Here is a 12,811-nt window from a genome sequence, read left to right as displayed (position 1 = left end):
GCGGGGCCGAACCGGAATCGCTTTTCGCAATTTTGCAGTTTCGCAGACGATGAAATCCTCAGCCGGCCAGCAACGCCTGCACCTTACCGCAATAACGCTTGGAAACCGGGTTCATGCGGGTGGCGCCATGGCCGGCATTGTACCGCAGGATCGTGCTGCAAACCTGACCGCCACCCAGCTGATGCGCCGTGGCCAGATATTGCATGCCCCAGCGGATATTGGTCTCGGGATCGTAGAGCGCCTTGGTCGTGCCGCGATAGCCCATCATCCGCGCCGTCGCCGGCTTGATCTGCATGAGCCCGACCTCGCCGGCGCTGCCGCGCGCCTTGGGATTGAACTTGCTCTCCACGGACACGATCGCATGCGCAAGATTCGTGGGGACGCCATAACGCTTGGCATATTTGACGATCAGATCGGAATAGTCGTTCTTGAGCGAGGCCGGCAGGCTCTTTTCGGGAATGGGGTAACCGGGCTTGCGGAAAAAAGTCTCCAACGTCACGGTCTTGGTCTTCACATCCTCATCTTTGGCAAAAGCAATCCCCACCTGCGAAGCCAGCATAACAACGCCCGCGACGACAGCAACAACAACCCTGTTCATATGTAGAAAAAGTCTCCAGATCGGACGACCGGACCAATGAAGCGGCACAAATAATCAACGCCCGGAAAGTCGATCACGACTCTCCGCTGTCCAGTCTCCTTGATTGATATTGACGGCAGGTTCCCCTGAAGAACGTCACCGCATACAGTGACCTTCTTAAACTTCCTCAATGCGGATTAACTGTGGCATGTCAAAAAAAGCGACTTGGCTAGAGCCACATGCCGGGATTCATTTTCCAAAACCCGCGTTCAGGCGACCGAAAATTTCGGTAGACTGGCAATCAGCCGGTGCAGGGTGTCGATGGTCGAAAAATCCGCGATGCCGTCCACCAGCGCGGGCCGGAAGTGCCTCTGGAACGCCGCTACGGCGCCCTCGGTCTTTTCACAATAATTGCCCGATATTTCAACGCCGTAACCATAGATGGACAGCATCGACTGCAGCGCTTCGACCGGCTGGCCGTGATCCCCGCGCTGAAAAAAACGGCCGCCGCGGATCGGCGCGGGTTCAACCCAGTGGCCGACACCCTGCCGCGACAGGATGTCCCATGGGAAATTTTCGCCTGGATCGACCTTGCGGATGGGCGCCACGTCCGAATGCGCAAGCACCCTTTCAGGCGCTATATTCCAGCGTTGGCCGCAATCGCGACATAATTCGATGACCGCATCGATCTGCTCTTTCGGAAACGCCGGCAGCCCGCCGGGATGACCTTTATTGGCGATTTCGATGCCGATGGAACGGGAGTTGATATCCTCGTGCCCCGCCCAGAAGCTTTTGCCCGCATGCCAGGCGCGGCGCGTTTCCGGCACGAGCTGCATGATGCGCCCGTCTTCAAAAACGAAATAGTGGCTGGACACCTGGCTTTCGGGATTACAGAGCCACGAAAGGGCGCCGTCAGCCGTCGTCATGCCGGTATAGTGGAGAAGAATGATATCGGGGCCAGCAACGCCGATCCTCTCGCCATGATTGGGCGAGGGCGCAACGGCAGCGCGCCCGAAATCCGGGACAAAATCCGGCAGAGTGTCATTCATGCGACGCGGCGTTCTTTCTCAATGGCCGCATAAGCGGCGTTGAGAGCCGCCATACGCTCATTCGCGGCCGCATGCAATTCCATGGGAACGCCACGGGCGATGAGCTTGTCCGGGTGATGCTCGGCAACCAGCGAACGGTAACGCTTGCGGATATCCAGGAAGTCGTCGGAAGGTGAAACGCCAAGGACGCGGTAAGGATCGCGCCCATCCATATGCACATGCCGCGCCATGATCGTTTCGAAATGATCTTCGGTGATACGGAAGATTTCCGCGATGCGACCGAGGAAAGCGAGTTCCCGCTCGTGGATCAGCCCATCGGCCTTGGCAATATGAAAAAGGCCGTCAATGACGCTTTCCAGCATCTCGCAATTGTCGTGACCGGAACCACAAAGACCAGCCAGCCGCTCGGCATAGGCCTCGTAACCGGCAACGTCCTGACGCGCGAGGTTATAAAGACGGGCAACGTTCTTTGCTTCTTCTTCCGGGAAATCGAAAATCTGCCGGAACGCGCGAACTTCGGCGTCGTTGACCACACCATCCGCCTTCGCCATCTTGGCGGAGAGGGCGATGATGGCGACGGAAAAGGATACCTTGCGGCGGGTTTCCGGGTCGCCCTCGAACAGGGTTCGGATAGCTTCGACAACGCGCCCGAGCGCATTGCCTGCCGCGTCGCCGATTGCGCCGAGCAGTCGCTCCCACAGGGATGAAATTTGCAGACAGGCGAAATCGAACATCATGCCCGCAAGCATGACGGCATATCGCCGCGAATGCAATATCTCCGGCTGCACTGCGGCATTAACTTTTATTCATCTTTGCGACAGTTTTGCTTGAGGAACAAGATGCGCCGTCCGGCGCGTGCCGGGGTTTTCCACAGCACGCCATGGCGGCCCCATCCTTGCCGCGATTGAAACGATTATATTCGCCTGATTTCGTCAAGCCGCTGAAAAACCGCAAGAAATCGGCATTTTTCTTCATAAATTCACTTTACAGCTACACGCGGCTGTCGCATCCCTTTGCCAGACAAGATTTTGGGCAAATGTGAAAAGGAGAGCCGTGATGGCTAAACAGAAAGTCGCAATGCTGACCGCGGGTGGCCTTGCGCCCTGTCTCTCTTCGGCGGTCGGCGGCCTGATCGAGCGCTACAGCGACATCGCACCCGAAATCGATATCATCGCTTACCGCTCCGGTTATCAGGGCGTGCTCTTGGGTGACCGCATCGAAATCAACAGGGACATGCGCGAGAAAGCGCATCTACTGCACCGTTACGGCGGCTCGCCGATCGGCAACAGCCGCGTCAAGCTCACCAATGCCGCCGATTGCGCCAAACGTGGCCTGGTCAAGGAAGGCGACAATCCGCTGCGCGTCGCGGCTGACCGGCTGGCGGCTGACGGCGTCACCATTCTCCACACGATTGGCGGCGACGACACAAACACGACGGCCGCCGACCTTGCCGCCTATCTCGGTGCGAACGGTTATGACCTCACCGTTGTCGGCCTGCCGAAGACGGTGGATAACGACGTGGTCCCGATCAAGCAGTCGCTTGGCGCCTGGACAGCCGCCGAAGTCGGGGCATCCTTCTTCGACAATGTCAGCAACGAGCAGAGCGCAGCACCCAAAACTTTCGTCATCCATGAAGTCATGGGCCGCCACTGCGGCTGGCTGACGGCGGCCACCGCCCGCGCCTATATCCAGAAGACCCGCGGCAACGCGTATGTCGAAGGACTGATGATGAACTCGCAGATGAAGAACATCGACGGCATCTACCTGCCGGAAATGGCCTTCGACATTGAAGCCGAAGCAGAGCGGCTCAAGGAAATCATGGACCGACACGGCTACGTCACGCTGTTCGTCTCTGAAGGAGCCGGCCTCGATTCCATCGTCGCGGAGCGCGAAGCTTCCGGCGAGGCGGTCAAGCGCGACGCATTCGGCCACGTGAAGATCGATACCATCAATGTCGGCGGCTGGTTCCAGAAACAGTTTGCCAGCCTGATCGGCGCGGAACGCTCGATGGTGCAGAAATCGGGCTATTTCGCCCGTTCAGCACCAGCCAATGGCGACGATTTGCGTCTCATCCAGGGCATGGTCGATCTCGCGGTGGAAAGCGCCCTCAACAAGGTCTCCGGCGTCACCGGTCACGACGAAGATCAAAATGGCAAATTGCGGACCATCGAGTTTCCGCGTATCAAGGGCGGAAAGCATTTCGACCTCTCTGCAAAATGGTTCACCGAAGTGATGGAACACGTCGGTCAGCCGTTCACAGCGGCCTGATTTTACGATAGTCTAAAATAGACGGCGACAGGGAGGGCAAGGAGGAAGAGAATGTCTGGACAGGCCTGGCTGATTTTTTGCGCAGCATGTGCCGTTGTGTTCGCACTTCCCTCCCCCCTTGTATTTTCTGTCGCCTCCTATGCCGCGATTCGTGGCAGGAAGACGATCTTTGCCTCGGTCACCGGAGGCGCTCTCGGCATCGTCACCGCGATGACGATCTCGGCCATTCCGGTCGCCGGTCTCACCTATCTCCCTCAATCCTTTGTTGAAATCGTGCAATGGGCTGGCATTGGCTGGCTGATGCTCTTTCTGCTGTGGACTTTCGCCACGCCGGCAGCCCAGGCGGCCAATGCCGACAATGACAATCTGCCGGGCAAATCCTGGAGCGGCATCTTCCGCGATTGTTATGGGATTTCGGCACTTCGCCCGCGCTATTTCGCGTTTTTTCTGGCGCTGCTGCCGCAGTTCGTCTCGGCCTCCGGCAACACGATCGAAACGCTGGCGATGGCGCAGGCGGCCATCCTGCTTATGACGCTTGTCATTCTCACGGTACAGGCCCTGCTTGCCGGACCGACGCTTGCGCTGGTGCGCCGCATGTCAGGTGACAAAAAGATAAGGGCGAAATACCGCACACACTTCATTTCCGGCCGCGCCGTCAGCGCGGGCTACCGGCGAATCGCGGCCTGAAATGTGCTCTTTGACGTCCCGGCTTGCCGCTATCCTTACAATAGGTTAATGAAAGCGCGACGGGTCACTGCCTGCTTCGCTTGACGCGGGGGTATCAAGAGACGGGCTAACGAAGGCGGCAACATGCGAAATTCGGGAAAATTCCGCGGAAGAAGTGCACTTCTTCTGTCTTCCACCGTGGGTCTGGCACTGGCATTGAGCGCATGCACCAGCGTCGAATATGCCGCCAAGGAAGGTCCCAATGGCCCGAAAATCACAACGGTGACTCCCACCAATACAGCCGAAGCATCAGCGCAGCCAGCAACCGTTGAAACCGCTGCAGGCGGTACACCTGCCACACAGACAGTTCAGACTGCCGAAGCCGGAGCCGCTTCTTCGGCAACAGCACTTCCCACTGCCGTCGCCGTCAAGGGCGGACGCGTGGCCCTGCCGCCAGCCTCTGAGATTGCAGCCGCTGCAGCCATCTCGGCACAGATGCAGCCGCAGCAGACCGAGATGGCACAGACCGCCGAAGCGTCCGCTGCGCCCACCACGGCTGCGGCGCTTGCTCCGGCAACCATGACGCACGCGTCAGCAGCCATCGAAACGGCTGCCAAGCCAATTGCCCACAACTCTGCCGCCGATTTGCCGCAGGTGGTTGCCGTCAAGGGTAGCTTCCCGCCCGCACCGCCGCCGCCCGGCTCGCCCTCGATCGGCACCGAACTGACAGCGGAACGCAAGGTCATTCCGATGCCGAAACCGGGCAGCACGGTTCTGGCCTACGCCGCCGGGCCCACAAACGCTGCTCTTGCTGCCATCAGGCAGAACGAATCAATGACGGCGCCGCTGAACGCCGCGCCGGCCGGACGCGAAAAGCTGAGCGGGCTGATTACCAAATACGCCACCATGTATGATGTGCCGGAAGATCTGGTTCACCGCGTCGTGCAGCGTGAAAGCAAATACAATCCCGGCGCCTACAGCAGCGGCAATTTCGGCCTGATGCAGATCAGGCACGCGACGGCTCGCTCCATGGGCTTTGATGGCCCGGCCTCCGGCCTGTTCGACGCCGAAACCAATCTCAAATACGCCGTCAAATATCTGCGTGGCGCATGGGTCGTTGCAGGCAACGACCGCGACAACGCCGTGCGGCTTTATGCGCGCGGTTATTATTACGATGCCAAGCGCAAGGGTATGCTGCACGTTCTGCGCAAGTAATCGCATTGGCTCGGTTGGAGACGCCGCCTGAATTCGTCCGGCTTCTCGATACCGGTGACAAAAGCGCCTGAAATTTTCTCTTCGTCATTCTCGGGCTTGACCCGAGAATTTATGATTGCAGTGCATTATGGATCCTCGGGTCGAGCTCGAGGAAGACGTCGTGAGTAACGGGGTCCCGCCCACTGCGTCGACGCCGATGGACCACATCGTCTTTTCGGTGCCCTGATTTCACCCACAGCCCTTGTCATCAAATTGTAGCGTCACGGCTGTAGACGCCTCTCAATCGACTGAGAGGTGATTAGATGACGAGTGCGGCACCCAAGACCGGCTTCAGTAAGAATACCAAACTGAAGTCCGCATTGCTCCAGCACAAGGCACTCTCCAAAAGCGGCCTGTCGGAGCGCTTCTTCGGCCTCCTCTTTTCGGGCCTCGTTTATCCGCAGATCTGGGAAGACCCTGAGATCGATATGGAAGCGATGGAGCTTGGCGACGGCCACCGCATCGTCACCATCGGCTCCGGCGGCTGTAACATGCTCGCCTATCTGTCGCGCAACCCCGCCAGCATCGATGTGGTAGACCTCAATCCGCACCACATCGCGCTGAACAAGCTGAAGCTTGCCGCCTTCCGCCATCTACCGGCGCACCAGGACGTTGTGCGCCACTTCGGCCGCGCCAATCACCGCAGCAACAGCGTCGGTTATGACCGTTTCATAGCCGAGCATCTCGATGCCACAACCAGGGCCTACTGGTCGAAGCGCACCCTATCCGGCCGCCGGCGCATTTCGGTGTTCGACCGGAACATCTATCGCACCGGCCTGCTGGGCCGCTTCATTGGCGCGGGCCACCTCATGGCCCGGCTGCATGGCGTGAAGCTTACAGAAATGGCCAAGACCCGCACGCTCGATGAACAGCGCCAGTTTTTTGACAGCAAGGTCGCGCCGCTGTTTGACAAGCCGGTGGTGCGCTGGCTGACGAAGCGCAAAAGCTCGCTTTTCGGCCTCGGCATTCCGCCGCGCCAATATGACGAGCTGGCCAGCCTTTCCAGCGACGGCACGGTTGCGTCCGTCCTCAAGGAGCGTCTGGCAAAGCTTGCCTGCAACTTCCCGCTCAGCGACAATTATTTCGCCTGGCAGGCCTTCGCGCGCCGTTATCCCGAGCCGCATGAGGGCGCCCTGCCCGCCTATCTCAAACCGGAATATTACGAGACGATCCGTAAGAACACCGTCCGCGTCACCGTCCATCACGCAACCTATACCGAGCTTCTCTCACGCAAGCCCGCAAACGCCGTCGACCGCTATATCCTGCTCGACGCACAGGACTGGATGACGGACGTGCAACTCAACGAGTTGTGGTCACAGATCAGCCGCACCGCCGCACCAGGCGCGCGTGTCATCTTCCGTACGGCGGCCGAAACGAGTGTCATCGAAGGCCGGCTTTCACCTGACATCAGCAACCAGTGGGCCTATCTCGAGGAGCGCTCCAACGAGCTCAATGCTATGGACCGCTCGGCCATTTATGGCGGCTTCCATATTTACCAGAGGGCTATGGCATGAAGACCATTGGCGAGAATGTGAGCCTTGCAGACAGCGCCCATGCGAGCCTGATGGACCGCATGTATCGCCACCAGCGGCACATCTACGATATAACCCGCAAATATTACCTTCTCGGCCGTGACCGGACCATATCCGGCCTCGATGTACCGAAGGGCGGCACGCTGCTGGAAATCGGCTGCGGCACCGGTCGAAACCTCCTGCTGGCAAGCCGCCGATTTCCCCACGCCAAGCTCTTCGGCCTCGATATATCCGCAGAAATGCTGCTGACCGCGTCCGAGAATTTTGCCGGCAAGGCCGAACGCCCCATTCTGCGTGTCGCCGACGCCACCGCCTTTCGCGCATCGGAATTCGGCCAGGCCGACGGTTTCGACCGGGTCATGATACCCTATGCGCTGTCTATGATACCGGACTGGGAAAAAGCGATCGAACAGGCGCTCAAGGCTCTGAAGCCCGGCGGTTCGCTGCATATCGTCGATTTCGGCCAGCAGGAGCAGTTGCCGACGTGGTTCCGCAGCCTACTGCAAGCGTGGCTCACGCGCTTTCACGTTACGCCCCGCGCCAATCTTCGTTACGTTCTGGCCAATATGGCTGGCCGTTTCGATGGCGATTTCGAATTCGAAGAAATCGCCAGGGGTTATGCCTGGCGGGCCGTCATCACGCTTCCGGTCGCCGATGTCGAGCATCCGAAAATCCAGCGCCTGTTGGCGGATGCCTGATTAACGAGCGCCGAATAGACGCTCCCTCGTCCGAGACATCAGCGTTTTCGGGCCGTGTCCGCACCCAATCACGCGTCGATAGAGCAAATCGCTACGAATTCAGCGACTTGCGCAGCGCAAAAAGCACGTCAGCCCTTGCCATATCACTTTGTTTACCATGTTATGGGTAAATCGGGAGATACGGCGCGTCGTTTCGCAGCCGGGTGGGCAACATATTCCTCAGGGTTCCAATGCGGCTGCGTTTATCAGCGTTACTCACTGCTTTGCTGCTGATCGGCGGCTGCACCTCCACCAGCTATGACCTGCTGGAAACCGCATCCGTTTCCAAGCCGAAGTTCTCCGATACCGATCCGCAGGATTTCGGTGTCAACAATCCGCACCGGCATGAGGTCCACGGCATCGACGTCTCCAAGTGGAATGGCGATGTCGACTGGCAAACCGTTCGCAAATCAGGCGTTTCCTTCGTCTTCATCAAGGCGACCGAAGGATCGGATCGCATCGATCCGAAATTCGGCGACCATTGGCGCAGTGCGGCAGCCGCCAATATCCTGCACGCGCCTTACCATTTCTATTATTTCTGCTCGACCGCTGACGCTCAGGCCGACTGGTTCATCAGAAACGTGCCGAAGGACGCGGTTACATTGCCGCCGGTTCTGGATGTGGAATGGAACCCCTCCTCGCCCACCTGCAAGACGCGCCCTGCCCCTGCCATCGTCCGCGCCGAGATGAAGCGCTTCCTCGACCGCATCGAGGCGCATTACGGCAAACGCCCGATCATCTATACCTCTGTTGATTTCCACCGCGACAATCTCGTCGGCCAGTTCAATGACTACCATTTTTGGGTGCGTTCCGTCGCAGCCCATCCGGCCAAGATTTACGAAGACCGCAAATGGGCTTTCTGGCAATACACCGCCACCGGCGTCGTGCCCGGGGTGAACGGTCCCACCGACATCAACGTCTTTGCCGGAAGCGAGAAAAACTGGCGGAAATGGATCGCTTCGGCCAAATAGAACGGCCAAGAAGCAACACTTTCTAAAATTCGGCGTTGTTCAACCACGTCAGATCGCCCGATCCGTTTTTTTGTCGCAAACATATGGGTAAAGCGGGCTAACAACCTATCGAGGAAATTCCCATGCCCACGTTCCGGTCGCGCAGCATCATTTTTGCCGCCGCTCTGTCTCTTTTGTCTTCCAGTGCAGCCCTCGCCACGCCACCGGTTGCCTCGCCTGACGATCCCAAGCAGGTCGCCTGTGGTGGTGATCTCGGCACCTTCCTTGAAGGCGTCAAGGCCGACGCGCTGGCCAAGGGCATTCCGGCAGACGCCATCCAGAAGGCGTTGGCTGGCGCGCAGATCGACCAGAAGGTGCTCTCGCGTGACCGCGCACAGGGTGTTTTCCGCCAGACCTTCCTCGAATTCTCACAGCGCACCGTCAGTCAGGCGCGCCTTGATATTGGCCGCAAGAAACTGCAGGAGCTCTCCTCCACCTTCGCCCGCGCCGAAAATGAGTTTGGCGTGCCCGCTGGCGTCATTGCCGCCTTCTGGGCCATGGAGACCGACTTTGGCGCCGTTCAGGGCGATTTCAACACCCGCAACGCGCTGGTAACCCTGTCGCATGATTGCCGCCGCCCGGAGCTCTTCCGTCCGCAACTGCTGGCGCTGATCGAAATGGTTCAGCATGGTGATCTCGATCCCGCCACCAATACGGGCGCATGGGCCGGTGAAATCGGCCAGGTCCAGATGCTGCCAAAGGACATCATCGCTTTCGGTGTCGATGGTGATGGCGACGGTCATATCAACGTCAAGAGCAGTGCGCCCGACGCCATCCTGACCGCAGCGAAATTCATCCAGCATCTCGGTTTCAAGAAGGGCGAACCCTGGATTCAGGAAGTTTCCCTGCCGGAAAACCTGCCCTGGGAAAAATCCGGCCTCGGCGGCCCGCTGACCGCTGGCGAATGGTTTGCGCTAGGTGTCACCCCACGCGATGGCAACAAGACCTTCGCATCCCTCCCCGCCGCCCTCATCATGCCGCAGGGCCGCAAGGGACCGACCTTCCTGACCTATCCGAACTTCAACATCTATCTGGAATGGAACCAGTCGTTCATCTACACGACCTCGGCCGCCTATTTCGCCACCCGCCTGATGGGCGGCCCGGTCTATGACAAGGGCAACCCCGATCCCGGCTTCGATGACGCCACCATGAAGCAGCTTCAGACCAAGCTCGAAGCCCGTGGCCACAATGTCGGCAAGGTGGATGGCATTCTCGGTTCCGGCACCCGCGTCGCGATCCAGAAGGAGCAGCAGCGCCTGGGCATGCCGGCGGACGGCTGGCCAACGGCAGCGCTTCTGCAGGCGCTTTAACAAGTATTAATGGCGCCCTCCGGCCTTTAATCTGTCGGCCGGAATCAAGGCGGAAATCGCTAATCTCGACTGGATGACTGGGGATAACACCCCGGTCATTTACTTTTTTTAAACCTCTGAAGCACTGCGTGATTGATTAATAATCGTTTATTTTCAATAAATTACCGAAAACGCTTTTTCACGGCGTGGCAAACCGTGCTGCAGCGCATCACAGAAAGCGCTTTTCAACCGCCACAAAACGGTCATATTATCGAACCTGTCAACAAGAGGAGGCACCCATGGGACTTACAAAATCTCTCAATGCCTTGGCAGTCGGTTTGGCGTTTTTGTTCGTGGCGATGATGCTTTTCATCTGACGAAACGTGAAGACCAAACGCAGTAAAGAACCGTAGATGACACGAATTTAAAAAGCGCAGATCCCTTGGGACCTGCGCTTTTTTGTATTCGGCTACCGTCGGGCGTCACATCAGGCCGCGCTACGGCGCAGACGCTCCAGCCCCAGATTTTCCAGCACAGCGTTGACCAGTGGCGCGCGGTTCATGGTGTAGAGGTGAAACTCGCTGACGCCGCGCCGCTGAAGGTCGGCGATCTGCTCGGCGGCAACCTCTGCCGCGACACGGGCACGGCCGTCGATATCCTCGTCGTAACCTTCGAAACGCTCATCCAGAAAGGCGGGGATGCTGGTACCGCAGCGACCTGCGAAACGCTTGAGCTGCGTCAGATTCTGGATCGGCATGATGCCGGGCACAACAGGAATGGTGATGCCTGCCGCCGTCACGCGCTCCAGATAACGCTCGAAGACGTCATTATCGAAGAAGAACTGCGTCAGCGCCCGTGTCGCACCGTTATCAGCCTTCCGCTTCAGCATATCGATATCGACGGCGTCACTTTCGCTTTCCGGGTGCTTTTCCGGATAGGCGGAGACGGAAATTTCGAAGTCGCCGAGGTCCTTGAGGCCCCTGACCAGCGCGGCAGCGTTCTCGTAGCCTTGCGGATGCGGCTGATAGGCCGTGCCGATGCCGGTCGAGGGATCACCACGCAGCGCCACGAAATGACGCACGCCGGCGTTGCGAAACTCCTCGACGACCTGATGCACTTCGTCGCGGCTGGCATCGACGCAGGTCAGATGCGCGGCCGTCGGCAGATGGCTGTCGCCGATCATGCGGCGCACTGCGTCCAGCGTCGGCGCCTTGGTGGAACCGCCAGCCCCGTAGGTGACGGAGACGAAATCCGGGTTCCACTTCTTCAGCTCGTCGACCGTCTCCCAAAGCTGGGTTTCCATCTCGGCGTTCTTCGGCGGGAAAAACTCGAAAGACAGTCGGATATTGCCATTGTGGCGCGTGTTTTCCGATCTCAACATGTCATGCCCTCCCGGAGCGAAGTAAAACCGCCTCTTGCGCCACATCGTCTGCCATCAGCAGCCGCTGGTCGCGGGCAACCCAGATCGTAACGTCCAGAGCTTCGTCCGACGCCTTTTCAGAATGAAGATCGACGGCGCGCTCCAGAGACAGCCCGGCCTTCTTCATCCACTCTTCCATCAGCGGGTGTGAGAAACCGAGCCGCACATGCGCGTGCTCATCACGCAGATATTCGAAGGAATGCGGCGCAAGATCGATGACGATCAGTCGCCCGCCGGGGCGCAGCATGCGCGCGGCCTCAGACAGAGCGATTTCCGGCTGGTCGAGGAAATGCAGTACCTGATGGATGACGATCAAATCGAAATCCTGTCCTTCCAGCGGCAGGTTCAGAATATCACCGTGGCGCACGGAAGCGTTGACGACGCCCGCCTTGTCAAGATTGGCGCGCGCCACCGACAGCATGTCGCGGCTGGCATCCACACCGATCGCACGGCGATAGATGCCGCTCAGCAGCTGCAGGATACGGCCCGTACCGGTACCGAGATCAAGGAGGGAATCAACCGGGGTGGTGCCCACCAGTTTCAGAAGCGCGCCTTCCACGGCCTCGTCGCTGACATGCAGGCGACGCAACTCGTCCCAGGCCGACGCGTTTCGGCTGAAATAGTCCTGCGCCCGCTCCGCCCGCACCCGTTTGACGGCGGCAAGCCGCTCGCTGTCACGCTGCAGAACCGCATCTGAAGGGGACGCCGCCGCAAGCAGCTGGCGGACGACACTTGCAGGCTCGCCATCCTGCCGCAAGCGGAAATACGCCCAGGCACCTTCCTGATACCGCTCGATCAGCCCCTCTTCCGTGAGAAGCTTCAGGTGACGGGAAATGCGCGGCTGCGACTGGCCAAGAATTTCGGTCAGGTCCGTGACGGTCAAGTCGCCAGCCGCCAGAAGCGCCAGCAGGCGGAAGCGCGTCGTTTCGCCCGCCGCCTTCAACAGATCCACCAATTTGTCCAGACCGAACGCCACTCTGCGATGCCTCACACTCTAATCAAGATATAA

General features: G+C 59.1%; 12 protein-coding genes. 7 read left to right on the top strand and 5 right to left on the bottom strand.

What is annotated here, in order from left to right:
- Window positions 1–58: 58 nt before the first annotated feature.
- The 3 genes from FS804_RS14935 to FS804_RS14925 form a co-directional block, all read right to left on the bottom strand.
- Window positions 59–598 (bottom strand): lytic transglycosylase domain-containing protein, encoded by a 540-nt coding sequence (locus tag FS804_RS14935; RefSeq protein WP_144577344.1) that lies wholly within the window; start codon window positions 596–598, stop codon window positions 59–61.
- Window positions 599–846: 248 nt separating this feature from the next.
- A complete protein-coding gene (locus tag FS804_RS14930; protein ID WP_063950590.1) occupies window positions 847–1,626 on the bottom strand; it encodes an N-acetylmuramoyl-L-alanine amidase in 780 nt (259 codons plus the stop codon).
- On the bottom strand, window positions 1,623–2,363 hold the full coding sequence (locus FS804_RS14925) for a DnaJ family molecular chaperone (RefSeq protein WP_186376822.1): 741 nt from the start codon (window positions 2,361–2,363) through the stop codon (window positions 1,623–1,625). Before FS804_RS14925 ends, FS804_RS14930 begins: the two co-directional genes overlap by 4 nt.
- A 319-nt stretch (window positions 2,364–2,682) precedes the next feature.
- Between FS804_RS14925 and FS804_RS14920 the strand changes: the two genes are divergently transcribed.
- The 7 genes from FS804_RS14920 to FS804_RS14890 all read left to right on the top strand — a co-directional run bounded on the left by FS804_RS14920 (window position 2,683) and on the right by FS804_RS14890 (window position 10,403).
- Window positions 2,683–3,894, top strand: a complete 1,212-nt coding sequence (locus tag FS804_RS14920) for a pyrophosphate--fructose-6-phosphate 1-phosphotransferase (RefSeq protein ID WP_144577342.1) — start codon at window positions 2,683–2,685, stop codon at window positions 3,892–3,894.
- Between the two features lie 51 nt (window positions 3,895–3,945).
- A complete protein-coding gene (locus tag FS804_RS14915) occupies window positions 3,946–4,581 on the top strand; it encodes a LysE family translocator (RefSeq protein WP_063950593.1) in 636 nt (211 codons plus the stop codon).
- A gap of 123 nt (window positions 4,582–4,704) precedes the next feature.
- On the top strand, window positions 4,705–5,775 hold the full coding sequence (locus tag FS804_RS14910) for a lytic transglycosylase domain-containing protein (protein WP_144577340.1): 1,071 nt from the start codon (window positions 4,705–4,707) through the stop codon (window positions 5,773–5,775).
- 302 nt (window positions 5,776–6,077) lie between these two features.
- Window positions 6,078–7,328: a DUF3419 family protein gene (locus tag FS804_RS14905; protein ID WP_144577338.1), complete on the top strand. Its 1,251-nt coding sequence runs from the start codon at window positions 6,078–6,080 to the stop codon at window positions 7,326–7,328.
- The gene (locus FS804_RS14900) at window positions 7,325–8,044 is read left to right on the top strand and encodes a class I SAM-dependent methyltransferase (protein WP_186376813.1); all 720 of its coding nucleotides are present in this window, start codon (window positions 7,325–7,327) and stop codon (window positions 8,042–8,044) included. Before FS804_RS14905 ends, FS804_RS14900 begins: the two co-directional genes overlap by 4 nt.
- A gap of 230 nt (window positions 8,045–8,274) precedes the next feature.
- Window positions 8,275–9,054, top strand: a complete 780-nt coding sequence (locus FS804_RS14895; protein ID WP_144577336.1) for a GH25 family lysozyme — start codon at window positions 8,275–8,277, stop codon at window positions 9,052–9,054.
- 122 nt (window positions 9,055–9,176) lie between these two features.
- Complete coding sequence (locus tag FS804_RS14890) at window positions 9,177–10,403, top strand: lytic murein transglycosylase (protein WP_144577334.1); 1,227 nt, start codon at window positions 9,177–9,179, stop codon at window positions 10,401–10,403.
- 466 nt (window positions 10,404–10,869) lie between these two features.
- Here the strand turns inward: FS804_RS14890 and metF are convergent, their stop codons facing one another.
- Both metF and FS804_RS14880 read right to left on the bottom strand, forming a co-directional pair.
- On the bottom strand, window positions 10,870–11,763 hold the full coding sequence (gene metF / locus FS804_RS14885; RefSeq protein WP_063950599.1) for a methylenetetrahydrofolate reductase [NAD(P)H]: 894 nt from the start codon (window positions 11,761–11,763) through the stop codon (window positions 10,870–10,872).
- Window position 11,764: 1 nt separating this feature from the next.
- On the bottom strand, window positions 11,765–12,778 hold the full coding sequence (locus FS804_RS14880; RefSeq protein WP_063950600.1) for a metalloregulator ArsR/SmtB family transcription factor: 1,014 nt from the start codon (window positions 12,776–12,778) through the stop codon (window positions 11,765–11,767).
- Between the last annotated feature and the right edge of the window lie 33 nt (window positions 12,779–12,811).

The sequence above is a fragment of the Agrobacterium sp. DE0009 genome, from assembly GCF_007680755.1.
GTDB classification, from domain to species: domain Bacteria; phylum Pseudomonadota; class Alphaproteobacteria; order Rhizobiales; family Rhizobiaceae; genus Agrobacterium; species Agrobacterium tumefaciens_B.
This window is presented reverse-complemented; position numbering and strand designations above follow the sequence as displayed.